The sequence below is a fragment of the Vibrio sp. KUL80 genome (assembly GCF_059725495.1).
The window spans coordinates 2,790,894-2,817,001 of the sequence record NZ_AP045841.1; the positions used below are offsets into that span (position 1 = coordinate 2,790,894).

The 26,108-nt window shown below is 44.5% G+C and carries 18 protein-coding genes, 1 other RNA gene and 2 pseudogenes; 13 read left to right on the top strand and 8 right to left on the bottom strand.

Annotated features, from left to right (window positions below; translation table 11 throughout):
* Positions 1-79: 79 nt before the first annotated feature.
* The 5 genes and pseudogenes from dnaJ to grpE form a co-directional block, all read right to left on the bottom strand.
* Positions 80-1,222, bottom strand: coding sequence for a molecular chaperone DnaJ (gene dnaJ, locus AC6I8U_RS12865; RefSeq protein ID WP_042476312.1), 1,143 nt, complete (start codon positions 1,220-1,222; stop codon positions 80-82).
* A 304-nt stretch (positions 1,223-1,526) separates the two neighbouring features.
* Positions 1,527-3,440 carry a molecular chaperone DnaK gene (gene dnaK / locus AC6I8U_RS12870; protein ID WP_112478604.1) on the bottom strand — a complete coding sequence of 638 codons (1,914 nt, stop codon included), beginning with the start codon at positions 3,438-3,440 and terminating at the stop codon, positions 1,527-1,529.
* A gap of 337 nt (positions 3,441-3,777) precedes the next feature.
* A pseudogene (locus AC6I8U_RS12875) lies at positions 3,778-5,216 on the bottom strand (IS1182 family transposase).
* Between the two features lie 127 nt (positions 5,217-5,343).
* Positions 5,344-6,624, bottom strand: a complete 1,281-nt coding sequence (locus AC6I8U_RS12880) for a dicarboxylate/amino acid:cation symporter (RefSeq protein WP_234494414.1) — start codon at positions 6,622-6,624, stop codon at positions 5,344-5,346.
* 273 nt (positions 6,625-6,897) lie between these two features.
* Positions 6,898-7,506, bottom strand: coding sequence for a nucleotide exchange factor GrpE (grpE, locus tag AC6I8U_RS12885; protein ID WP_042476307.1), 609 nt, complete (start codon positions 7,504-7,506; stop codon positions 6,898-6,900).
* Positions 7,507-7,661: 155 nt separating this feature from the next.
* Between grpE and nadK the strand changes: the two genes are divergently transcribed.
* The 3 genes from nadK (at position 7,662) to bamE (ending at position 10,930) form a co-directional block, all read left to right on the top strand.
* On the top strand, positions 7,662-8,546 hold the full coding sequence (gene nadK, locus AC6I8U_RS12890; RefSeq protein WP_042476304.1) for an NAD(+) kinase: 885 nt from the start codon (positions 7,662-7,664) through the stop codon (positions 8,544-8,546).
* 189 nt (positions 8,547-8,735) lie between these two features.
* A complete protein-coding gene (gene recN, locus AC6I8U_RS12895; protein ID WP_498017096.1) occupies positions 8,736-10,400 on the top strand; it encodes a DNA repair protein RecN in 1,665 nt (554 codons plus the stop codon).
* A gap of 170 nt (positions 10,401-10,570) precedes the next feature.
* Positions 10,571-10,930, top strand: a complete 360-nt coding sequence (bamE, locus tag AC6I8U_RS12900; RefSeq protein WP_128647870.1) for an outer membrane protein assembly factor BamE — start codon at positions 10,571-10,573, stop codon at positions 10,928-10,930.
* Positions 10,931-10,994: 64 nt separating this feature from the next.
* Here the strand turns inward: bamE and AC6I8U_RS12905 are convergent, their stop codons facing one another.
* A complete protein-coding gene (locus tag AC6I8U_RS12905) occupies positions 10,995-11,360 on the bottom strand; it encodes an RnfH family protein (protein WP_234494417.1) in 366 nt (121 codons plus the stop codon).
* Positions 11,350-11,790 carry an SRPBCC family protein gene (locus AC6I8U_RS12910; protein ID WP_042476294.1) on the bottom strand — a complete coding sequence of 147 codons (441 nt, stop codon included), beginning with the start codon at positions 11,788-11,790 and terminating at the stop codon, positions 11,350-11,352. Before AC6I8U_RS12910 ends, AC6I8U_RS12905 begins: the two co-directional genes overlap by 11 nt.
* A 175-nt stretch (positions 11,791-11,965) precedes the next feature.
* Between AC6I8U_RS12910 and smpB the strand changes: the two genes are divergently transcribed.
* The 8 genes from smpB (at position 11,966) to AC6I8U_RS12950 (ending at position 23,113) form a co-directional block, all read left to right on the top strand.
* On the top strand, positions 11,966-12,451 hold the full coding sequence (gene smpB / locus AC6I8U_RS12915) for an SsrA-binding protein SmpB (protein WP_112460957.1): 486 nt from the start codon (positions 11,966-11,968) through the stop codon (positions 12,449-12,451).
* 68 nt (positions 12,452-12,519) lie between these two features.
* Positions 12,520-12,886, top strand: a transfer-messenger RNA (tmRNA) gene (gene ssrA / locus AC6I8U_RS12920).
* A 96-nt stretch (positions 12,887-12,982) separates the two neighbouring features.
* Positions 12,983-14,299: a tyrosine-type recombinase/integrase gene (locus AC6I8U_RS12925; protein WP_498017097.1), complete on the top strand. Its 1,317-nt coding sequence runs from the start codon at positions 12,983-12,985 to the stop codon at positions 14,297-14,299.
* Positions 14,300-14,707: 408 nt separating this feature from the next.
* A complete protein-coding gene (locus AC6I8U_RS12930) occupies positions 14,708-15,844 on the top strand; it encodes a site-specific integrase (protein WP_498017098.1) in 1,137 nt (378 codons plus the stop codon).
* Positions 15,845-15,997: 153 nt separating this feature from the next.
* Positions 15,998-17,053: a helicase RepA family protein gene (locus tag AC6I8U_RS12935; protein WP_498017099.1), complete on the top strand. Its 1,056-nt coding sequence runs from the start codon at positions 15,998-16,000 to the stop codon at positions 17,051-17,053.
* 274 nt (positions 17,054-17,327) lie between these two features.
* Positions 17,328-18,872 (top strand): type I restriction-modification system subunit M, encoded by a 1,545-nt coding sequence (locus AC6I8U_RS12940; protein WP_498017100.1) that lies wholly within the window; start codon positions 17,328-17,330, stop codon positions 18,870-18,872.
* 14 nt (positions 18,873-18,886) lie between these two features.
* Positions 18,887-20,143, top strand: coding sequence for a restriction endonuclease subunit S (locus AC6I8U_RS12945; RefSeq protein WP_498017101.1), 1,257 nt, complete (start codon positions 18,887-18,889; stop codon positions 20,141-20,143).
* Positions 20,144-20,179: 36 nt separating this feature from the next.
* Positions 20,180-23,113, top strand: a complete 2,934-nt coding sequence (locus AC6I8U_RS12950; protein ID WP_498017102.1) for a type I restriction endonuclease subunit R — start codon at positions 20,180-20,182, stop codon at positions 23,111-23,113.
* Positions 23,114-23,184: 71 nt separating this feature from the next.
* On the opposite strand, the gene AC6I8U_RS12955 is transcribed toward AC6I8U_RS12950, so the two are convergent.
* Positions 23,185-23,520 carry a hypothetical protein gene (locus AC6I8U_RS12955; RefSeq protein ID WP_498017103.1) on the bottom strand — a complete coding sequence of 112 codons (336 nt, stop codon included), beginning with the start codon at positions 23,518-23,520 and terminating at the stop codon, positions 23,185-23,187.
* Positions 23,521-23,720: 200 nt separating this feature from the next.
* On the opposite strand from AC6I8U_RS12955, the gene AC6I8U_RS12960 reads away from it, so the two are divergent.
* Positions 23,721-24,554 (top strand): hypothetical protein, encoded by an 834-nt coding sequence (locus tag AC6I8U_RS12960; protein WP_498017104.1) that lies wholly within the window; start codon positions 23,721-23,723, stop codon positions 24,552-24,554.
* A 350-nt stretch (positions 24,555-24,904) separates the two neighbouring features.
* Positions 24,905-26,099: pseudogene (locus AC6I8U_RS12965) on the top strand (ISL3 family transposase).
* Positions 26,100-26,108: the final 9 nt, after the last annotated feature.

A 26,108-nucleotide genomic window follows, 5' to 3' on the forward strand; every position in this document is an offset into this window, starting at 1 on the left:
ATTCGTGCCCGAAATGTAAACAGCCCGCGATAACTTGAGTTATCGCGGGCTGTTGATTAAATCATAAACGAGTTAAGAGCTAGCTCGTTAGATCATCAAAAAACTTCTTCACACCATTGAAGAAACCTTCTGACTTAGGCTTGTGCGTGTTCGCTGCTTCACCGCCACATGACTCTTCAAACTCATGCAGTAGCTCTTTCTGACGTGCGCTTAGCTTAACAGGCGTCTCTACCACCAGCTTAACGATGAGGTCACCCACTCCGCCGCCACGAACGCCTTTCACGCCTTTGCCACGCATGCGGAACATACGACCTGTCTGGGTCTCTTCTGGCACTTTCAGGCTTACACGACCGTCTAGTGTTGGAACTTCCACTTCGCCGCCCAGTGCTGCTTGAGCAAAGCTCACTGGCACTTCACAGTATAGGTTGTTGCCTTCACGCTCAAAGATGTGGTGCTCTTTCACGTGTACTTGTACATACAAGTCACCTGCTGGTGCACCATGCTCTCCCGCTTCGCCTTCGCCAGATAGACGAATACGATCACCAGTATCGACGCCAGCAGGGATCTTAACGTTAAGTGTCTTCGTCTTCTGTACGCGGCCTTGACCATGACAGCTGTTACACGGGTCTTTAATGATCTTACCGGTACCGCTACAAGTCGGACAGGTTTGCTGAACCGCAAAGAAGCCTTGGCGCATTTGAACCTGGCCGTGACCATGACAGGTGCCACACGTTTGAGGTGAAGAGCCTTTCTTCGAGCCAGAGCCGTCACACGTCTCACACTCCACCAGTGTTGGGACTTCAATCTCTTTTGAAATACCGCGAACCGCTTCTTCTAGCGTTAGCTCCATGTTGTATCGCAAGTCTGCACCGCGCTGTGCACGATGGCCACCGCCGCCACGACGACCGCCACCAAAGATATCACCAAATACGTCACCGAAGATGTCACCGAAATCAGCACCGCCGCCGCCGAAGCCGCCGCCACCCATGCCACCTTGTTCAAAGGCTGCGTGACCGTATTGGTCATACGCCGCTTTCTTTTGAGGCTCAGTTAGGATCTCGTACGCTTCTTTTACTTCTTTAAACTTCTCAGCCGCCGTCTCATCACCTTGGTTTCTATCTGGGTGATACTTCATCGCAAGACGTTTATACGCCTTCTTGATGTCGCGCTCTGATGCGTCACGATCAACGCCTAATACTTCGTAAAAATCACGTTTTGACATATTGCTTGTTACCAATTACTTCGACAAACAGCCCGACGCTGTTTGGGGATTGTATCGTTCTAGATAAAGATTGGTGTCCTTATCTAGAGCGACATGACTCTCGTAAACTCACTGTTTACAAATTTGCGGGCGTAAAGGTTACCCCAAACGCCCGCATAAATCACTTTTCGAGAATCCAGTTCACTGAATTCTCTAAGCTAGAAGGCTCAAGCTCAAGGAGATGACGCTCAGTTTACCTACTCTTCTAAGAGAAAGGGCAAATGAGCATCACCGACGCCGAGATTGGGTCTTCTAGCGACGAGAATTATTTTTTCTCGTCTTTTACTTCTTCGAACTCAGCATCAACAACATCGTCGTCTTGCTTAGGCTGTTCGCCAGCTTCAGCGCCTGCACCTTGTGCTTGAGCTTGTTGCTGTGCGATTTCCATTAGCTTCTGAGCTGCTGCCATTAGCGCTTGAACTTTCGCGTCAATCGCTTCTTTGTCTTCACCTTTACGAGCTTCTTCTAGCTCAGTGATTGCCGCTTCGATCTTCTCTTTCTCTTCTGCAGGTAGTGCTTCACCAGCTTCTTCTACTTGCTTACGAGTACCGTGAATCATTTGGTCTGCTTGGTTACGTGCAGTCGCTAGCTCTTCGAACTTCTTGTCCGCTTCTTTGTTAGCTTCTGCTTCTTGTACCATTTTCTCGATGTCTTCATCGCTCAGACCGCCAGACGCTTGGATAGTGATCTTCTGCTCTTTACCTGTCGACTTGTCTTTCGCAGATACGTGTAGGATACCGTCCGCATCTAGGTCGAAAGTCACTTCGATTTGAGGCATACCACGAGGTGCCGCTTGAATGCCTTCTAGGTTGAATTGACCTAGAGACTTGTTGTACATCGCTTGCTTACGCTCACCTTGAAGAACGTGGATGGTTACCGCGCTCTGGTTGTCTTCTGCTGTAGAGAAAACTTGGTTCGCTTTCGTTGGGATAGTGGTGTTCTTCTCAACAAGCTTAGTCATTACGCCGCCCATAGTCTCGATACCTAGAGACAGAGGAGTAACGTCTAGTAGAAGTACGTCTTTCACATCACCCGCTAGTACACCACCTTGAACTGCAGCACCCATTGCTACTGCTTCGTCTGGGTTCACGTCACGGCGAGCTTCTTTACCGAAGAACTCAGCCACTTTCGCTTGAACCATAGGCATACGAGTTTGACCACCAACTAGGATTACGTCGTTGATGTCGCTTACTGATAGGTCAGCATCTGCTAGAGCAACTTTTAGTGGCTCAAGAGAACGTTGTACTAGGTCTTCAACTAGAGATTCTAGTTTCGCACGAGTCACTTTTACGTTCATGTGCTTAGGACCAGTTGCATCTGCAGTCACGTAAGGTAGGTTTACGTCCGTTTGAGAAGTAGAAGAAAGCTCGATTTTCGCTTTTTCTGCTGCTTCTTTAACACGCTGCATTGCTAGTGGGTCGTTCTTAAGATCGATGCCTTGCTCTTTCTTGAACTCTTCAACTAGGTAGTTGATCATGCGGTTATCGAAGTCTTCACCACCAAGGTGCGTGTCACCGTTAGTTGCTAGAACTTCAAATGTTTTCTCACCTTCAACTTCGTCAATCTCGATGATAGAGATATCGAATGTACCACCACCAAGGTCGTAAACTGCGATAGTGCGGTCGCCGCCTTTCTTGTCAAGACCGTAAGCAAGTGCCGCTGCTGTTGGTTCGTTGATGATACGTTTAACTTCTAGACCTGCGATACGACCAGCATCTTTCGTTGCTTGACGCTGTGCATCGTTAAAGTAAGCAGGAACTGTGATAACTGCGCCAGTGACTTCCTCACCTAGGAAATCTTCAGCAGTTTTCTTCATCTTCTTAAGTACTTCAGCAGATACTTGAGGAGCAGCCATTTGCTGGCCTTTTGCTTCTACCCATGCATCACCGTTGTCAGCCTTAACGATTTTGTAAGGCATGATTTCGATGTCACGCTGAACTTCTTCGTCTTCAAAACGACGACCGATAAGACGCTTAATAGCAAATAGCGTGTTCTCTGGGTTTGTAACTGCTTGACGTTTTGCAGGTTGACCAACTAGCGTCTCGCCATCTGTGTAAGCGATAACCGATGCGGTTGTACGCTCACCTTCAGCATTTTCGATTACGCGTGGTTTGTCGCCGTCTAGAACAGCAACACAAGAGTTAGTAGTACCTAAGTCAATACCAATGATTTTACCCATCAGGCTATCTCCGAATAATTCTATTGTTTCGTTTGCTGCCTCAGTGTGAGGCTGAGAGCCGACAAATTGTCCGCTCGCAATAGGTTTGTTTTCTGTATGACCCTTAGATAAGGGCGTCAAAATGCTTTTCAAGGGAAAAAGTGAAAAAATTTTAAGTTTTTTCTTCTCCGATGGGGCATCACCGCCTACCTTGGACGTTATTCAAGCTACGCCAAGTGTTTGAGAAATAAAAAAGCGGAGCCAAATGGGCTCCGCTTCAGATTGCTGACGAACCCCGCTTTTTCAAGCGGGGTTCTTTTTTCTGAGCGGCCATAGGCCGCGATCGCGATATTTTTTGTTAGATAGCGCTCTGAAGTGAGTTGAGCCTAAACCGGCATACAGAGGCCAGTATTTGACGTATTTCTGCCCTATTTAAGCCCATTTTTTCGCAGATAGCTCACCACCAACGCTATCTTCTTGATGTTTTGAGCGGCAGCGGCTAACCAACATTGCATCTGCACTTTTGCGAGACCACGGTAGCGCGCGTAACGGTGACCATGGTGTTGTTTTGCATCGGCGAAGCTTCGTTCTACCGTTTCACTTCGCCTCCGATACGTCTTTTTCCGTAGCAAGAGAGTCGCATTTGATTGGCTCGCTCCACCGCCTCGCTGTAGAGGTGACGCGTTATGACCTTCTGCATGTTTTCACTCTTGGTGCAGTCGTCCCGAACGGGGCAAAACGCACATTGCTTCGGGTCGGAAGCGTATGAGCGATAGCCTGCGCGTGTTGTGGTTTTATAGACGAGCTCCTGCCCTTCTGGACAGCGATAGGTATCGGTCTCTTTTTTGGTATTTGAAGTCTTTCTTCTTAAATTTGTTCTTAGTTCTTGATGGGCGGCGATACCCGAACACACCTAATAGACTGCGGCGCTCGAGTGATTCAGCAACAGGCGCTGTGAAGTAACCTGCATCGATACCAACTGCGATGGGGTTGAGGTTGAACTGCTCTAGCGTGTGGTCGAGACGACGGATATAGGGCTGTGAGTCATTCACATTCCCCGGTGTTGCGTATGTGTCTATGATTATACCGTGCTTGCCATCCACGGTTCGGTGGTCAAGATAGAAGAAGCCTTGAGGCTTATTGTCCCGGGTCATGAAGCCACTTTCAGGGTCGGTGGTGCTGACTTTGGTGTTTTTGACGTCTGTCTTTGGTGGCGTCTCCTTGAATGGATTTTTACCTTCGGCTTCTCGGTCTGCGGCCACATCTTCATTCAGCATATCAAGATAAGCGCCTGCACTAACTGGGCGCAGACGATTCATGTGCTTGTTCTTGTTAGCATTGGCTTTAAGGTGTGTACTGTCAGTGAAGAGCTCCTGTCCTGCGACTAAGCCTTTCTCCATCGCTTGAAGCACTATGTTATTGAAGATGCGCTCAAAGACTTCAGTACCATTGAAGCGTCGAATTCGGTTCTGGCTTAACGTCGAAGCATGGATAACTTTTTCGGTCAGTGACATTCGCAAGAACCAACGATAGGCGACGTTCACTTCAATTTCTTTGACCAGTTGGCGCTCACTTTTGATGCCGAATAGGTAGCCAAGCAGAATGATTTTGAATAAACGAACAGGGTCTACGGGCGGGCGGCCGTTATCTTTTGCAGTATAGATGTGCCACTTCGTCTCTGATGAATTCAAAGTCGATGGCATTATCAATTTTTCGTACGAGATGATTTTGTGGAACAAGCTGTTCCATAGTGACCATTTCAAGTTCGTATTGCTGAGGAGAAGGTTCTTGAAGCATATCGGAGTATCCATATTTCGATACTCCTATTAGATCAAAGGTCTGGCTCGAAAGCTAGACCTTTGTCAGCAGTCTGAAGCGGAGCCAAATGGGCTCCGCTTTTCTTCTCTAATGATTTTTTTGGCGATTAAGCACGACTCTCAGCGAGTGTCGCTTCGCTCTCTTGAGCTTCTGGCGCACCAAGCTCGCCTTCGCTACCCGCTACAATCGTGTTCACGGCGGTATCACCTACTACGTTAGAGCTTGTACAGAACATATCGTTAATACGGTCAACGGCAGCAACAATCGCCAAACCCTCTGGTGGCAAACCTAGTTGATGAAGGATAACACCAATCATCACGACACCACCGCCTGGGACGCCACCAGCACCGATAGAAAGAAGCAATACTGTAAAGCCTAGAGTAAACAGATCGCCCATTTGGATTGGCTGACCAAAGGCATTGGCAATGAAAATCGTCGCGATAGCGATGTAGATAGAAGCGCCTGCCATGTTCATGGTCGCGCCCAGTGGAACACCAAAACCTGCTACAGATTTAGAGACACCAATCTTGTCTGTCAGAGTGCGCATAGTTACAGGAATCGTCGCGTTAGAGCTTGCTGTTGATAGTGAGAACAGCACCTGCTCACGAGTCGCGCGAATAAACTGTGCTGGCGTCATCTTAGTTGTTGCGCCGACCATGATTGGGTACACAACGAAGATCCATAGCACAAGGATACCAACCACCAAGGCAACATAACCAGCTACGGATGCCAATGTATTAGCATTTAGCGTTGCGCCAAGCTGAATCATAAGTGCGAATACACCGTACGGAGCTAGGCTCATGACAAGACCGATTAGCTTCATCATCACGTCATTAGCGACTTTGAATGCATTGATTGCCGGACCACCTTTCTTATCCAGGGCTTGGATCGCCAGACCTGTTAGGATCGCCATAAAGATAATTTGTAGCATGTCGCCATTTGCAAACGCTTGAATTGGGTTGCTTGGGACAATGTTCGTGATCATCGAGAAGATGTCTGGTGTCGTGGTAGAGGTGATCTCCACCGCTTCTGCAACCGTGCCGCCTAAGTTAGCACCAGCACCTGGTTGAACAATCATACCAATCGCTAGAGCAAAGGTGATCGCAATAACGGTGTTAAGAATATAAAGCGCAAAAGTTTTGCCGCCAAGGCGACCGAAAGAGTTGATGTCTTTAAGTTCTACAATACCGCATACGATAGATACGTAGACCAGCGGTACAACTAAAAGCTTGATGAGTGAGACAAACATGCCGCCAACGCCTTCTGCCAAACCTAATAGGTATTGGTCAAAAATGCTAACACCTGCGAACAAGTATTGAATCGCCGTACCAATCAAAAGGCCAGCAAATAGACCTATAAAGATCTTTTGGGATAGTGATTTATTCATTCATAAACTCCAGAATGTTGTGTTTAGTCCCTGCGTTTTTATAGTTATTTGCTTTCTTATTTATAGAAAGCTCAGGGGATATTACAGATCTAAAGCCAGAATGAAAGCATAAATTTTACATTTCGTTATCCAAATTTTAAAGTTTACAACTCTGTTTTTATGAGAAAGACTAGATTATTAAACCAAAAAAAATGAAGCCCATAAGGCTTCATTTTATAGATTTGGGAAAATTGCTGGGATAAACCTCTAGTGTCAACCCCTAGAAACTTTCTGTTATTTTGACACCATAACCATAGCTGGTCGGATGACGCGTCCGTTGAGTTCATAACCCTTTTGCATAACAAACATGACGGTGTTTGGCTCGTGGTCAGCACTTTCCTGAATAGACATCGCTTGGTGTTGTTCAGGATTAAACGCTTCACCTTCTGGGTTGATCTCTTTAAGGCCGAACTTAGCCACAACATCAACAAACGTCTTGTGCGTCATTTCAACGCCCTCAACGATCGGCTTAACCACTTCGTTTTCTGCATCTGCCGCTGCGATAGCACGCTCAAGGTTATCAATCACTGGCAATAGTTCTTCAGCAAACTTGTTAAGCGCGTACTTACGAGCTTTATCAATTTCTTGCTCTGTACGACGACGCATGTTCTCAACGTCAGCTTTCGCACGAAGAACAGAATCTTGCTGCTCTTTTACTTTCGCTTCGCTAGATAGCAGGGCTGCTTCTAGCTGAGCAATTTTAGCTTCTTGAATGTCTTGCTCGGATTCTTCGTTCCATTCCACGTCAGCGTCAGAACCAACCACTTCTGCATCTTCCTGTTTTGCTTCCGCTTCTTGGGTGTTTAGCTCTTCTTGATTTACCTTGTTTTCTTCGTTGCTCATGGTCTCTCCGGAATACTCGATTCAAGGCAATGCATAATACGACTCACCCACAATTCTTAGGAACAAAATCGCACCAAACACTGCATATATACATACTTTGGGTATATTATGGGGATGAAGATTTGTGATTCAAGCACTAATAGTTTGGAAGTGATATGAAAAAACCTTTTGAGGTGATCGCCATCATAGGCAAACCTCGAGCCCAACAAGCCATTCAAACCCATAAAGAGTTGTTTCAATGGCTAACCTCTAAAGGCTATAAGGTCTTGGTGGATGACAGGTTAATCGACATTCTGGTCGATATTCCAAGACAACATTTTTTCAGCCTAGTGCGAATTGGTCGCGAAGCAGATCTCGCTATTGTTGTTGGTGGCGATGGAAACATGCTTGGTGCTGCCAGAGTACTATCGCGTTTTGACGTTGCTGTTATCGGCGTTAACCGCGGCAACCTCGGCTTCCTAACGGATCTTAACCCTGAGGGATTTGAGACGGCGTTAGAAGCGGTACTTCAGGGTGAATACTTGGAGGAGAAACGCTTCTTGCTCGAAGCAGAGATCCACAGGCACGGTCAAATCAAAAGCCACAACGCCGCCTTAAATGAGGCAGTCCTCCACCCCGGACAAGTGGCGCACATGATTGAGTTTGAGGTCTATATCGACGACTCCTTTGCTTTCAGCTTGCGCTCTGATGGTCTCATCGTATCAACACCAACAGGGTCTACCGCGTATTCCCTCTCAGGTGGTGGTCCAATCCTATCTTCTCAGCTCAATGCCATCTCTTTGGTGCCCATGTTCCCACATACGCTATCGAGCCGCCCGCTTGTAGTTGATGGAAATTGTCGCATAAAGCTCGTTGTCTCTCCTGACAACCGAGGAACGCAAGAGGTGAGCTGTGATGGACAAATCTCGCTGCCCGTCTCTCCTGGTGACGAGATTCACATCTATCAGAGCCCAAACATACTCAAGCTCATCCATCCTAAGGACTATAGCTATTACCATGTTCTCAGGAACAAGCTCGGTTGGTCTAGTAAACTGTTTTAGAACAATCATATAGATAGCCTCAACATCACCGTTGAGGCTTTTTTTCTTCTTCTCGACGTCCTTTCTGCTCAAAAAACTTACAACAGTGCGTCGTGTCACATAAAAATTTACCTGTACAACTTTACTGTATAAAGAAACAGTATATACTGAATTTACATACAGTAATGTTCATTTAAACAGGTAATTAAAATGCTGTCTCATCTAAGTGTTAATAATTTTGCTATCGTAAAATCGCTGCAGTTAGAACTTTGTACAGGTATGACAACCATCACTGGCGAAACTGGCGCAGGTAAATCCATTGCGATAGATGCTCTCGGTCTTTGTCTTGGCGGCAGAGCGGATGCGGGTGCGGTCCGCGCCGGTGAAGACAAAACCGAGGTTACCGCTGCATTTGCGATTGAGAATAACCAGCAAGCAACGCGCTGGCTCGAAGACAATGACCTGTTTGATGGCACTGAATGTATTTTGCGCCGCACGATTACCAAAGAAGGACGCTCACGCGCCTTTATCAATGGCAGCCCGGTCCCCTTGTCGCAGCTTAAAGCATTGGGACAACTGCTCATCAATATTCACGGTCAACATGCCCACCATCAGCTGATGAAAAGTGACTACCAGTTGAGTCTGCTCGATCAATACGCAGGACATACAGCACTGCTCAAGCAAGTCCGCTCCAAATACCAAACTTGGAGAAGCGCCGACATTGCTCTCAATCAGTTAAAAGAAAACAGCGCCAATAACTTAGCTCAGCTTCAGCTTCTTGAATATCAAATCAAGGAACTCAATGAACTTGCTATCGGTGAAGAAGAGTTTCCTGAGCTTGAACAAGAACATAAGCGTCTATCAAACAGCGGTGAGCTTGCCGTCACCTGCCAGCAAGCAATCGACATTATTTATGAAGGCGATGAAGTCAACGCACTGGCTATGCTTCAAACGGCGAGTAGTAAACTTTTGCAACTTGCTGAGCTAGATTCAAGTCTAGCTCCACTACCTAACATGATTGAAGAAGCGATCATTCAAATTGAAGAGGCCAATACTGAGCTTCGAAACTATTTAGACAAAATTGATGTCGACCCCGAGCGCATGGCTTATGTTGAGGAGCGTTTTTCCAAAATCATGTCTCTCGCCCGTAAGCATCATGTTATGCCCGAGGAGCTCTATCAGCATCATCAAGATCTGCTGGCACAAATTGAGGCTCTTGATTGCTCTGATGAGAAACTCGCAGAGATGGAACAAGAAGTTGCCGCCCACTTTGAAGCCTATGTAAGAGCCAGTGAAAAGCTCAATAAGTCACGCGGGCGCTATGCAAAAGAGCTTAATAAGCTTATTTCTCAAAGTATGCATGAGCTTAGTATGGAGAAAGCGAAGTTCGCTATTGAAGTCTCCTTCCAGCCTGAGCACCCTTCTCCAACCGGTATGGATAACGTCGTGTTCCTAGTGTCGACCAACCCAGGTCAACCGATGCAGCCTATTGCCAAAGTGGCGTCAGGTGGTGAGCTTTCACGAATCTCTCTTGCAATTCAGGTTATTACCGCACAAAAAGTCGATACGCCGAGTCTTATTTTTGATGAAGTGGATGTGGGTATCAGCGGCCCTACCGCAGCGGTCGTGGGTAAAATGCTACGCAAGCTTGGTGAGTCGACTCAAGTACTGTGTGTTACCCACCTGCCACAGGTTGCGGGTCACGGTCATCAGCAACTGTTTGTTACTAAAACTACAAAAGCCAACAAGACAGAAACGAACATGCTTAACTTGAATGAGCAGGAACGCATCAGTGAATTGGCTCGTTTGCTTGGTGGCAGCCAAATCACCGACTCAACACTGGCCAATGCTAAGGAGCTACTGATCGCAGCATGATTACGTTAGGTGGAGATAGTTCCCTAAACCGGGAAAATTAACCAAGGATTGCTGCTCAACTCATAAAACGAGCGCCAATAGCCCTATCTAGAGCAGACAAGTTTTTACTTCTGGCTCATCCTTGTTTATTATCTTTGCAGTTTCAAAAATCGACGTTGTAAATTAGAGCTATGCAATTAAAGAAGTGGTTACTTGCATTACCACTAGCACTTAGTGTGCTGACAGGATGTTCAGTAATAGAAAAAATCGTTTATCGCATTGACATCAACCAAGGCAACTTCGTTGAGCAAAATGCGGTAGACCAACTGCGCTATGGCATGACTAAAGAACAAGTTCGCTTCGTTCTAGGCTCGCCTATGCTGATTGAAAATGGTTATCCAAATACGTGGTACTACATCTACCACGCGACCAAAGGTCACGATGACCCGGTTCAACAAAACCTTATCGTCAACTTTGATGGCAGTGGCACACTCGCAGCGATTTCAGGAGACTATGAGGCGAGCGACAACTTTTTCGACGCGCTCAACTAACCTTATTGGATTCACAAAAGCTCGCCTAGGCGAGCTTTTTTAATGTTCAGAAAGTAGTAATTTCTTAGCTTGTCTCAGAATCTTTCTTCCGAAGCGGAGATGGCTTTCCGCCCGTGACTGGATCGGCTTTGCCTGAGTTCTTCGCCTGTTCTGCGCGTTTACGTCTGATCTCTTTAGGGTCGGCAAGCAATGGACGATAAATCTCGATTCGATCCTTATCTCTGACCGTCGCATCAAGTTTAACATTTCGACTAAACACGCCGACTTTGTTTTCAGACAGGTCTATCTCTGGGTAAACCGCTAGAACCCCCGACTTTTGAATGATCTCTTCTACCGTCGATTCGTGGTTTACCACCAACTGAAAAACACGCTGCTCTTGAGGCAATGCATAAACCACCTCAACGTGGATTAGCTGCGAATCAGCACTCATAGGTGTAAACCTCTTTGGCACGCTTAGTAAACGCGTTGACCATGTTGCTCGTTACATCGTGGAAGATCTTTCCAAAAGCGAGTTCAATCATTTTGCTCGAAAACTCAAACTCAAGCTTAAGCTCAACTTTGCAGGCTTGATCATCAAGTGGAATGAAAGACCAAACGCCCTTAAGCATCTTAAAAGGACCGTCAACCAGCTCCATCAAGATTTCGCTTCCATGCACTAAAGTATTCGCGGTAGTAAATGTTTTACTGATCCCTGCCTTAGAGACGTCAACCGACGCAACCATCGCTGAGTTGGTCGCCTCTAATACTCGAGAACCTGAACAGCCCGGCAAAAAATCAGGATAACTGGCGACATCATTGACCAAGTTAAACATTTGATCAGCACTAAACATCACGAGTGCTGAGCGAGTCACTTGTTGCATAAAAACTCCCCAAACTAAAAGGTTGCCTCCGATTCTACTGTTAAGCAGCTGTTAGCTCAAGTCGCACGCTCACACCCTACTAGAATAGGGAGGTAACGCAAGCTCACACAAAACAAAACCTTGGCGAATAAAACCCTTTCCTTAACACAAAAACAAGCCGTATAATGACGCCACTATGGTAAAGAAGAATTCAAAGAATAAAGCGGGTAGCAATACCATCGCTCAGAACAAGAAAGCTCGCCACGAATTTCACATTCAGGACGAGATCGAAGCTGGTATCGAGCTACAAGGCTGGGAAGTTAAATCCCTACGCTCAGGCAAAGCCAATATCGCTGAGAGCTACGTTTTCCTACGTGATGGCCAAGCTTACATCAGCGGCATGTCAATCATTCCGCTTAACCAAGCATCAACTCACATTGTTGCGGAGCCAACACGCGTGCGCAAACTGCTCTTGCACCGCCGCGAACTGGACAAGCTTATTGGTCTCGTTAACCGTGACGGCATGACGCTAGTTGCTACGACTATGTATTGGTCGCGCTCTTGGGCTAAGATCAAAGTAGGCGTCGCGAAAGGTAAAAAGCTTCACGACAAACGTGCTGATTTAAAAGAAAAAGATTGGGCACGTGATAAAGCGCGAATCATGAAGAGTAATTTGCGCTAAAACTGACCAGTTAAACTCCGCAGTGCTAGACAGGCTAAGCTTTTCTGGTAACATGCGAAGAACACTTTGGGGCTGATTTAGGATTCGACAGGAATTTTGCAGTCTGAGGTGCATGCCGTGGGGCGGTTGGCCACGTAAAAAGCCGCAAAAAAATAGTCGCAAACGACGAAAACTACGCACTAGCAGCTTAATAACCTGCTCAGAGCTCTCTCGCCCTAGCTTCCGCACGTAAGACGGGGACCAACGAGAGATCAAACCCAAACGCGCTAGCCCGGATTTTCCCACCTGAGAGATGAACGGCGAATTATAATTCAGGTTAGCCATTAACTAGCGTGTCGGTTCGCAGGTTGGTGGTGAATTTAAAGATCGACTAAGCATGTAGTACCAATGATGAATGGTTTCTGGACGCGGGTTCAACTCCCGCCAGCTCCACCAAACGTTTGGAAAGGGCGGTAAGTCACTGATTTACCGCCTTTTTTGTATCTAGAACTTCGATATTAGGCTGTTTGTACTACATTTTGGTACTAAAACATGCGCTATTTATCTATCTCAAAATCTGGCATTTGGCAGTTTCGCTATCAGATCCCCTCTGAACATCGACACTTATTTAATGGGCTTCGAGAACTCAAACGTTCGCTCAAGACAGCAGACAGGAATAGGGCAATTGTCTTAGCGCTAGAGCTTGAGCTGGAGGTTCGTCGCACCATTGCCTCACCAACTGCGACTAAAGCATCGAGCCAAATAAAACCCATCTTCCAAGACACAGAAAAACCATCGACGACTCCAAAGCAAGCGGAGCCACTATCCCCAGAAAAGATACTAGAGCGCTTTTGTCTCTATAAAGCTCAGCATATATCGCCAAAAGCAGTTGGAATGCTTAAAGCTAAATGCCAAACCGTTCTAGACTTAGTTGGAAAAACTAACCTCCAGACTATTCGTCGACGTGATGCAGAGGATGCAGTGCAGCTCTTGCGGCAATACCCAGTTAATATGAAGAAAAAGAATGAGTTCATAAATGTATCTGCAAGACAGGCCATTGAACTCAATCAAAGCCTCAACATGCCGACCCTTAGTGAAGAATCCATAAAAGATTATTGTCAAAAAACGTCTGGGTTCTTTGAATGGTGTCATTTAAACGAATTTACTGATATCAACCCGTTTAAAGCAATTCGCTTCCGCAAGCAACGCAAAGATAGCGAAGCGAAGAATGCATACACAACGGCTGACTTGCAAAAAATCTTTAGTACCGAGATCCACACTAAGCGACGATTCAAACACGCTTACTACTATTGGCTTCCTCTCTTAGCTTACTTTACAGGTGCGAGGCTTAACGAGCTTTGCCAACTCTACAAAACCGACATTTACCAGCAAGGCGGAATTTGGGTGATTCAGATTGATGACAATTACGAGGGACAGAAACTCAAAAGCTTGACAAGTCGCCGTATCATTCCAGTTCATCGACAACTACTAGAGCTTGGATTTATTGATTATCTATCTTCATTTGAACATGAGCGCGTATTCCCAGAACTAAAAAACTCTCGCGATGGGTTTGGCAGCGCTGCTTCCAAGTGGTACGGGCGATTTAAAACCAAGCTTGGTTTTGGCAGAGGTCATGACTTTCACTCCTTCCGCCACACTGTCGCCACACAGCTCAAACGCGAGCAAGTCTCCCACGTTACGGCAGGATCGATACTTGGTCATGCATCGAATAACATTACCTACGATCGTTATGGTAAAGAGCTGTCAGTATCTCATTTACACGAAGTAATTAACCTCATTCAACCTATTGATTACTTATTGAAAAGGTCTGAAGGTACCAAAACCTTTAAATCACTGTGGCTAACTTGAATTAAAGTTCGCCATAGAGGCGTCAACTGCCAAACCCTTGAATCACTCTGTGGCTAACTTGAATTAAAGTTCGCCTTCGCACACTAAAGGTATGTTTTGCTTTATTCAGCTTAATTCTACTACTGGTTTACGCATAAAAACTTACCCCACATACAAAAAAATATATCAGTAAAAGTTTGCATGACTAGCTGTTTTGGGCGTGAATCCACGCCCATTAAAAAAAACTTCATTCGCTGAAAAAAGGTGAGATTTTAAAATAAAGCCAAACTAATCATGAGTTTAAAAAAACTTTGACTATTAGCATCCTAATCGAGTATGACTTTATGTGAGTGACAAAATATTCGCTATTCCGGCGTGAGCCTTCCCTTTAGATTGAATGGAAACTTACGGACTACACAGGAAAGTTCCATGAATCATTCAACAACCACAAATCGTCAACACCAAAGCGTTAACCCAAACATTGCGGCGCTAGGACTTCAGCGCCCTACTCCCAAAAGCCATAAGATAATCGAGGTCATCACATCTTTTGAGATCCTTGCTCGATATACTAAATCTCGCCATAAAGTGAAAAGTTCTAGTACGAAAACCATAGATGGAGACCATCGTATCCTAACTAAAATTCTGCATTTTTGTGATTTCACCGATCTAAATGAACTCGACCGCGAGGGAGCAGAATGCATCAGCGAAGCACTCACTTTACTTCCGAAAAATTCTGAGGCTCGAAAAGAGCTAAAGGGACTAACTGGCTTTGACCTCATTGTCGCAAACCAAGCATTGAAAAAACCTTATGAGGTCATCAGCTACTCGACCAAAAAAGGATATGTCCAAAAGTTTTCTAGTTTCTTGAACTGGGCTCAAAGCCATGGCCATGTTAATGACAACGTATTCTATAAACTAAGAATAGGTAAAGACCTTACGGAAAAACAACGCTTTCCTTTTTGTGAGGAACATCTCAACAAGATATTTTCGATGCGAGACTATACGGAGCATAAGTACTACCACCCGTACTACTATTGGATCCCCCTAATGCTGCGTTACAGCGGATTAAGACTCAACGAAGCATGCCAGCTTGAGGCCGCAGATATTCAAGAAGTTGATGGGGTTGATTGTATCTTGGTGCGTCAAGAGTTTGATGGTCAGCGAGTAAAGACCCAATCATCGTTCCGCGTTGTACCTATTCACAATGAATTGAAAAGTAAAGGGTTCTTGTCTTTTGTAAAACAAAAAAAGAATGGTCGCCTATTTCCCGAACTACCTCTAGTCAAAGGATACTACTCAAACAATGCTTCTAAGTGGTTTGCTCGTCGTCGTGAAAAACTAGGCTTGGGTAAGGGTCTTGATGCTCACTCATTTCGTCACACATTCATCAACGAGTTAAAGCAAAAAGGTGTATCCAAGGAGATCGTTGAATGCATCGTAGGTCACTTACATAACTCTGAATCATTCGACAGGTATAGCTACCAATACAGCCCAGCGATACTCGCGCCTATTGTAAACATGATCGATACATCACATACAGCTTCTGTACTTCCTTACATGCACTAGAAACCATTAACCATCGCTCAACCCCATATTGGAAAGCCGAGTGAACCTTTCGCCTGCACTTTGGGAAGGTTCACCATTCTCAAACAATACCTGCACTCTCACCTAGTTACATGATCTCTATGAGAGTTAGCACTCAAAAGAAAGCAAAACAAAATGAACATAGCAAATACTTCTAATTCTCTCGATTCACTAGCCATAAAGTATGGAAACCTTGCCTTTTTCTGCGGCTCCGATGGTTTCGACTCCCCTCAAAGCTGGCTTGTAAAAGACTTTTTCCCTACGTCCTCTTTTGGCGTTATCTATGGTAAATCAAGTTCATTGAAGAGCTTCCTAGCTATTGATATCGCATACCACATTGCTACAGGGGCCAGATGGCAAGGCAAGTTAGTAAGCGAAGGTATTGTTGTCTACATTGCTGCTGAGGGTCAGCAGGGTATTTCTCGTCGAATTAAAGCAGTAGAGAATGTCCATGGTAATAAAGCTGTGAACATAAAAGTACACCCCAAAAGCGTGCACTTTTCAGAGAAAAGCTCCCGATTAGAACTCATTGAGGCACTTAAGGATATGGAATGCCGTGAAAATGCAAAAATCAAGCTTATCGTTGTTGATACACTTTCTCGATGCTTCACTGGAGATGAAAATCAGGTATCAGCAATGCAAGATTTCGTACGAGGTTGCGATAAAGTCCGCAATGAAATCGATGCTAGCATCATGTGTATTCATCACACAGGTAAGGACGAATCCAAAGGCTCTCGTGGAAGCTCAGCTCTAATCGGGGCATGTGACTATGAGTTTCAACTAAAGCGCAATGGAAAGACAAAATTCAGTACTTTTATTAATAACAAACAGAAAGATGCTGAGGTAACTCCAGACTATAGCTTTGAATTTGAAACCATTGACTTAGGCATAGTCTGTGAAGAGAACGAGCCAATAACCTCATTGGCAATCGTTAATCCGGCGACAGTCAAGAACCAAACTGACGGAAAAAATAGCCCAGTATTAACAGTGCTACGTGAAGAGTTTGGTGGTTGTTGTACAAGGGAAGAGTTACGCATGAAATGCTTCCCCCCTCAAAAAAACGTAAAGAAGAACACTCTTGATACTCGTTACAAGCGAGCTTTGGATGAGTTACGCAACGAGGGCTTTATCGTGATTAACCAGTTAGGTTCAAGAGGACACGCGGATGATGAAATCACAATTATCCATTGATTCCAATACCGTCGAATAATCGCAACTATGCCCCAATGACAAATGACGCACTTATATAAGTGCGTCATTTGTCATTGGGGTGCTCATACTGTATTGGCTCATGCAGCTTCAACTCACTACAACCTATCCCTCATCTACCACCCCAGCCCAAAAATCTGGTGCTTTGTTATGAATAGTTTTAGCTATACCAACTTGTGTGGTATTCGACGACAAAAACCTCGATTTTGGGTAAGATATGGGCAATTAGCATCATAACCAAATCCATAGGCATATAATGGTTCAACAACACCAACAAGAATTACAAAAACAGCTCTGGAACATCGCCAACACACTACGTGGCAATATGTCGGCAGACGACTTTCGTGATTACATTCTGGGGCTTATCTTCTACAAGTATCTCTCAGACAAGCTAAACCGCTACTGTGATGAGTTGCTTGCCGAAGATGACATTACCTTTGTTGGAGCTGTTGATGATAAAGAGCTGCTCAATGACCTTCGTGAAGAATGTGTTGAAAACCTTGGCTACTTTATTGCGCCTAAACAGCTTTTCTCAAGCCTAGCGAGGCGTGGCGAGAAACAAGAGTTCATTATTGACGAGCTTGATCGCACTCTTGCTGATATTGAGCAGTCCACCACAGCGGCGGACTCTGCCGATGACTTCAATGGTTTGTTTGAAGAGTTAGACCTTAACTCAAGTAAGCTAGGGAAAAACCCTGACGCACGTAATAAGCTAATCAGTCAGGTCTTAGTTCACTTAGATAACATCGACTTCCACCTAGAAAATACCGAGATTGATTTACTGGGCGATGCCTACGAATACCTTATCGGTCAGTTTGCCTCAGGTGCGGGTAAAAAAGCGGGTGAGTTCTATACACCGCAACAGGTCAGTAAGATCCTCGCTAAGCTTGTTACCCTAGATGGCAACGTCAAATCCGTATATGACCCTACTTGTGGATCAGGCTCATTGCTTCTGCGTGTTGCTCGTGAAGTCGGCAGCCACAACCTTGAGTTTTGTGGTCAGGAGCAAAACCCAAGCACTTATAACCTAGCTCGTATGAACATGCTGATGCACGGCGTGCGTTACGATAAGTTCGACATTAAAAACGATGACACCCTGGAGCACCCAATGCACCTAGAACAACGTTTTGATGCTGTGGTAGCTAACCCTCCGTTTTCTGCGAATTGGAGTGCTAACGAACTGCACTTAAACAGTGAACGCTTCGCTGACTACGGCAAGCTTGCTCCTAAGAGCAAAGCTGATTTTGCTTTTGTTCTGCACATGATCCACCAGTTAAATGAAACAGGCACATTGGCGGTGGTTGTCCCTCATGGAATTTTATTCCGTGGTGCGGCAGAAGGTCATATCCGTAAGCACCTTATTGAGAAAAAAAATTACCTAGATGCCGTGATAGGCTTACCATCCGCAATATTTTTTGGTACTGGAATTCCAACCTGTATATTGATATTCAAAAAGAATCGAAAAGCTTCAGACGATGTACTGTTTATTGATGCATCAGATAGTTTTGAAAAGATCAAAGGTCAAAACTACCTGCGAAACAATGATGTAAACAGAATTGTAGAAACATACAGTAAACGAGTGTCTGTTGAAAAATTCTCCTACAAAGCTCAACTTACTGAAATTGCCGAAAACGACTACAACCTAAATATTCCTCGATATGTTGATACATTCGAGGATGAAGAACCTGTAGATCTTAAACTGGTTGTGAAGGATTTAAGTGAAATAAAAAGTCAAATGAATGCTGTTGATAGTGAAATCCAACAGTTTTGTTTAGAGCTAGATATAAAATCCCCATTCTAAGAGGCATTGGAATAATGAGTAATATGCCTAAATTAAGGTTTTCTTCTTTTAACGACACATGGAAAAAGCACTCTATCTCTGAAGTGCTAGAGGTCATTGAGAGACCTCTTAAAATGCTAGATGATGAAAAATACTCTTTAGTCACAGTTAAACGACGAAATGAAGGTATTGTTCGTCGAGATTTTCTATACGGTAAAGAAATCAAAGTTAAGAATCAGTTCATCGTAAAAGAGAAGGACTTATTAATATCCAAGCGCCAGATCGTTCATGGTGCCATTGGTATAGTTCCAGCACAGCTAGATGGTTCAATAGTATCTAATGAGTATCATGCTTATCATACAAAAGACGGTTTTGACCTCGCTTACTTCAACTATCTAGCTAAACGCCCAAACCTGAAAAAATCACTTTTTTTATCTAGTGATGGTGTCGATATTGAAAAGCTGTTATTCAAAAACAACACGTGGTTTAAGTGGCAGTTTCATTTTCCAACCCTAGCAGAACAACAAAAAATAGCTTCGTTCTTATCAAAGGTCGATAAGAAGATCTCTCTACTCACCAAGAAAAAGGACAAGCTCGCCGAGTACAAAAAAGGGGTAATGCAGCAGTTGTTCAATGGCAAGTGGGAAGAGTATGACGGGCAGCTAACTTTTATCCCACCGACACTACGCTTCAAAGCCGATGATGGTAGCGAGTTTCCTGATTGGGAAGAGAAGAAGTTGGGCTCCTTGGCTGACTTGACATCCAGTAAGAGGGTATATCTTTCTGATTACTCAGAAGATGGTGTTCCATTCTTTCGTGGTAAAGAAATTTCAGAGATTCGCAAGGGAATCATTCCTGACGATGTTCTATATATTACTCGTGAGGCTTTTGAAGAGTTTAAGAGTAAGTATGGAGCACCTGTAGAAGGTGACATCCTTGTCACCGCCGTTGGCACTTTAGCCAATATTTTAAGAGTCTCTGGCGAGTTTGAATTCTATTTCAAGGATGGAAACTTGATCTGGTTAAGAAAGCCTAGATGTGATTCGAAGTTCTTATCTATCCTGATGGAAGCAAACAAGCATGAACTGTTAAAAACAGCTATTGGCTCTAACCAAAAAGCCTTAACAATAGTAGAGCTAAAGAAAATTGTCTTCAAAATGCCATCATTGGAAGAACAGCAGAAAATTACGATGTTCTTATCTTCACTTGAGGAAAAAGTAAGGCTAGCTAACTCTGAGCTTGAGAAAGCTAGAGAGTGGAAGAATGGCTTATTACAGCAAATGTTCGTGTAGTTAGAGCCGTCAGTTGGATTTATAAATAGAAGAATTATGAGCACACAATCAGAAGCACAACTTGAAAAAGAGCTAATCGATCAGCTTATCGCTGCCGATTTCAAACCTGTTGATATTGGCAATGCTGAGGAGTTAAAGGCGAACCTCAAAACTCAGCTTGAGAAAGCCAACGGCGTAACGCTAACAGAGCGTGAGTTTGAAAGTGTGCTCATCAAGCTAGAAAAGGGCAACATCTTTGATAAATCCAAGCGCTTGAAAGGCAAGGTGGATGTCACTCGTGAAGACGGTACAACTGATTATCTGACTTTATTGTTTGATCATGCCAGCAAGAACCACTTCCAAGTAACCAATCAGATCACCATTCAAGGGACGTACGAGAACCGCTACGACGTCACTATCTTGGTGAATGGTTTACCGCTGATTCAAATTGAACTAAAACGTCGAGGCATTGAGCTAGCGGAAGCATTCAATCAAATTAAGCGTTATGACAAACATACCTATGGTGCGCAAGGTGGGCTGTTCAACTATGTACAGTTGTTTGTTATCTCTAACGGCGTCAACACCAAATACTTTTCTAACAACCGTGAGCTTTCATTTAAGCAGACTTTCCACTGGACGGACGTTGATAATAACAAGATTAACTCACTGCCTCAGTTTGCGGATTCTTTCTTAAATCAACCGCATCTGACTAAGATGCTCAGCCGTTACATCGTACAGAACGAGTCAGGTAAGTTTTTGATGGTGCTGCGCCCCTATCAATTCTATGCAGTAGAAGCGATCGTTAATCAGGTTAAAACCAACAATAATCACGGTTATATTTGGCACACGACAGGTAGTGGTAAGACGCTGACCAGCTTCAAAACCGCTCAGATCCTCTCTACGCTTGAAGATGTGGATAGAGTGGTTTTCGTGGTCGACCGTAAAGACCTCGATTACCAAACTGCCAAAGAGTTTGATGCTTTTTTGAGAGGCAGTGTCGACAGTACGGGAGATACCAAAAGCCTTCTGAATCAGTTCCTCGGTTCACGACCTGTGCCGAAGAGAGCACTAAACACGAAAGATAGTAGTGCCAACGATGGTGAAGAGCTACCGCAAGTTGCTGAGTATGCGCCTATATACAGCAATAAAGTAAATCGCATCAACAAACTGACTATCACTACGATTCAAAAGCTTAATAATTTGATCACTAAACCTCGCTTTAAAGGGCAAGTAGAGCACTTACGCCAAGAACGTGTGATCTTTATCTTTGATGAATGTCACCGCTCCCAATTTGGTGAAACGCACCAAAACATCGTCGACTTCTTCGAAAAAGCACAACTGTTTGGTTTTACGGGGACACCTATCTTCGCTGACAATGCGACCGCTAAAAAAGTGGAAGGAAAAGGGACGCAGAAGCGAACTACAAAAGATCTGTTTGGTGAGCGTCTTCATAGCTATGTGATTGTTGATGCGATCAAAGATGACAACGTGCTGCCGTTTGCCATTGAATATTACGGTAAGCTGAAACATAAAAACGACAGCATGGATGTCGATGTAAGTAGTATCGATGTCGCCGAGTTTCTTAGCTCTCCAAAGCGCATTAAACAAGTTTGTGAGCACATAATTGGTATCCACAGTCATAAGACAAAACGTAAGTTTAACGCTATGCTGTGTGTGGCAAGTGTGCCTGATCTCATCACCTACTACGATACCTTCAAAGCACTCAAAGAAGAGGGTAAACATAAGCTCAATATCGGCACCATCTTTAGCTATGGCGTAAATGAGGAAGAAGAGTTCGAGGGTGAGGTCAATGTTAAAGGCTTAGCGGAAGCCAATGCTAAAGTGCATAGCCGAGATAAACTGGACGCTTACATCGAAGACTATAATCAGCAGTTTGGTACAAGCTACTCAACCCAAGATACAGACAGTTTCTATAACTACTACAAGGATCTATCGAACCGCACCAAGAACGGTGAAGTGGATATCTTGCTCGTAGTCAATATGTTCCTCACGGGGTTTGACGCTCCCGGTTTGAATACCATCTATGTCGATAAAAACCTTAAGTACCACGGCTTGGTGCAAGCCTTCTCCCGTACTAACCGCCTAAATGGCACGGTGAAGTCGCATGGTAATGTCATGTGTTACCGCAACCTCAAACCACAAGCGGACGAGGCGTTTACGCTGTTCTCAAATAAACAGCCAATCGAGTTTATTGAAGTACCAGATCTTAACGGGCTGACGGAAGATTTTTCTAAAGCGCTTGAAGCACTGAAAGCAATTGCTCCTGATGTGCAAAGTGTCGATGACTTGCCTGACGAAGACATGCAAGCAGGTTTTATTAAGCAGTTCCGCATCTTGATGCGTTTAAAGAACCAGCTAGAGACTTTTAGTGACTTCGACATTGAGGCACTTGGCATATCTGAGCAAGAATTCGTTGACTACGCCTCTAAATACAGCGATTTAGCCCGTGAACTCAAGAAAGGGCCTACTGATAAAGAATCTATCCTAGCGGACATCGATTTTGAGCTAGAGCTACTTCAAAGAGATGAAGTCAACGTTAGTTATATCCGTCACTTACTAATGACCATGTTCGAAGAGTCTTGTGATGAAGCCAAAGAGAAGAAGCGCCAAGTTATCGCTAACTTACTAGCAACTGAACCGACATTGCACAGTAAGCGCTCTCTCATTGAAGGTTTTATTGAGAAGAGTATGCAAGGCTTAGTGCAAGGTGCTGAGTTTGATGAGTACATCGAAGAGCAGAAGCAAAAAGAGCTAAGCCAGATAGCAGAAGAAGAGAAGCTTGACACTGATAAGTTCAGCGAAATGGTGACGAACATTGAGAACGGCATGAGTGTAGACAGCTTGAAATCTGATGATATTGCCCAGCTAACAACTGAGAAGATGACTTTTAGGACACGCCGCACAATCCTGCCTCGTATCACAGAGCGGTTAAAAGGGTTCGCTTCAACCTTTATCGAAGGCTTTCATTAATAAACGATAGCCTGTCGAGAAACCAAATAGTCTGGAGGACTAACTCTCCTTCAGACTATTGCATCAACCAATCAGCTTCTATAGGGAGGGATTGCTAACATAACTTGCTTAGCTATCACCTCTACGACTTCGCCTGCATGTTTCTTCTTCGTTGCCATTATAGCGTTAGGGTTTGAACTATTGAGGTAGTCATTGCCCTCCCCTTCTACTGCGTCCTCCAATGCCATTGCATCTATACAGTATTCTGTAAGTTTGATAACCCATTGGTATCGACTTGAGTTTTTTTCGATATCTTGATTAGTTAAAAACGCAGCTTCAATGCACAAGTTGATAACTAAATCTTCTATCGTAATTTGTCGGCATTCTTCCAGCTTTACAGCCAGTGCTATTGGAGAATTATGATTCATAGTTTTTCTTGAAGTTTAATAACCTAAATCATGAACTACAAATGAAGGGTAGTTAAGAAGGGAAGCCCCTTCTTACCAGCGGACAACAACGGAACGAAGTGGGTTGTCCTATCTGGAACCAAGCATCGGATATACAGGGTAATTACTGGTTGTTTGTAATCACTGAATTTAGTTTTTAAGCTTATAGAAAACATACCTATATGCTTAAAAACTGGACGGTGACTACACAACCCGTACGCCTCGCTAGCGACGGCGTGTTAATAAGGGAGCGTTATTATTTAAACCCGAAGCACGTGAACCACAAACACACTGAAGCACTCATCTCCCTTTTCGGTTGCACCGAAACATCAAACCGGATAGCAATTTCTGGTGAGCAGTTTCGACTTAACCAACAGCTCTACAACCGTCGCGGTGGACGACCTCTTGCGACCTATGCTATGGAATATTGCCTCACGCTACCAAAAGGCTACCGACCTACTAAAAGTCAGTGGCAATCTATTGTCAAAGAATGCGCATTAGCTTTAGCAAAACTGTGTCGACTCAACAAATCTGAGTTTACCCAATACAGACAACAAATTAGAGCAGTGTTGCATCAGCAAGAACAGCAAGGCAATAAAGGTAGTGGCGACCATGTACATTTAATGATTGGTAAGGTTGTCGGCAATCGTGTCCTCACTGAACTACAACAGAAAAAAGCTACAAAAGTCATTAAACAGACATTCAACCTTGCAGTGTTGCAACATGTCGGCATCGACTACCGGAGCTATGACCCAATTGAAAAGGAGAAAGGACGCAGGCTATCAACTTGGCAATACCAACACCAAAAAGCCACTGAAGCCCTTGAAATTGAAAAACTCATCAAGCGAATGCAAACTCAGTTTGAAAAGTGGGCAAACGCAAAAGAAGAGCAAAATGAGCGACAAATTCGACGCCAGCAAAACAGGCTACTAAAAAGCTATGAACAATTGAAGCAGCGTTCACTTAGTGCATCGCAGCTAGAAAGGATTAACAGCGTCAAACGTCAGATTAAATGATCTAAGTATCATAAACATCGGTTCAACTCCCTAGCGAGGAGCTGAACTGGCGTCCATATTTTTAATGTATGCGCCTAGAGGTTGATACTAACTTCATATGGTACTAAGATGCGGTACTAAAGGGTTTTCCTCAAAAAACACAAACACCCTAACACATTGAAGTCATTGATTTTTAAAGGACTTGGAGGCGACTCCCGCCAGCTCCACCAAACGTTTGGAAAGGGCGATAACTCTATGAGTTATCGCCCTTTTTGTTGGTTCATCGCGGATTAGCGGGGACTTAAAACAAAAACGGTAGTAAGTGATAAGGTTACATCGCCAAACACAACCTTGCACAAACTACCGTTTTCATGCCGAATAATACTTTCCTATCATCGTTCTGGGAAGGCTTTCATGTCGTAAAGTCTGTACAAACGTCTTCTCTTATCACGATTACTCTCAAACCCAGTACGACTGCTCGATGTGCATGTGGGCAACATGTTCAAGCCATACATGATTATCAGTGGCGCACCATTAAGGAAGCGATGATTCTTGGCGTACCTGTCGAGCTGCACCTACAAACAAGGCGTATCAAGTGCCCTGACTGCGGTATCAAAACCGAATCTATTTCTTGGCTTGAACCTTTTTGCCCGTCTTACTAACCGCTTGCGTAGTTATATTGAACAGTTGCTGCCTCTTCTCCCTATCAAACATATTTCCCAAATGACGGGTGTTCATTGGCATACCGTCAAGGAGATAGATAAGCGCCGGCTGCAAAATGTAGTGCCAGAGGTTAACTGGGCGGAGCTGCGACAGCTTGTTATGGATGAGTTTGCCCTCTTCAAGGGACATCGTTATGCCACTGTTATCGCGGATGCAAAGACGCATCAAGTACTTTGGATAGGCGTCGGACGCAGCCGAAAAGATATCCGTCCTTTTTTCGAGTTACTCGGTAAGCATGGCCAGAACATAGAAGCGGTTGCGATGGATATGAATACGGCTTTCGACCTCGAAGTGCAGCAGCATTGTCCTAACGCCCGCATTGTGTACGACTTATTCCATGTAGTCGCCAAATTTGGACGAGAAGTGATGGATAGAGTCAGAGTTGACCAAGCTAATCGACTTAAACAAGACAGGAAAGCACGTCAATGGATTAAACGTTCACGCTGGGTTCTCCTCAAAAACAGAGGCAATTTAGACAGTAAGCAGGAGAGTTATCTAAATGAGATACTGAGTATGAACAAGGACTTAATGGTGACGTATTTACTTGGCTCTCAGCTTAAAGAGTTATGGCGGTGCCAGTCAGAGAGCGAAGCGGAAGGCTTGTGGGACATATGGTGGGAGCAAGTTCAAGAAAGCGGGATCAAACCACTAATGGACTTCGCGAGAAAGCTCAAACCGTACCTTCATGGCATAGTTGCTTCTGCAAGGTACCCACTCAACACCTGTACGCTAGAAGGGATAAACAACAAGATAAAGTTAATCAAACGAATGGGCTACGGTTACCGAGATATCGATTACTTCTTTCTAAAGATAAAAGCGGCTTTCCCCGGAAAGCCGCGATGAACCTTTTTG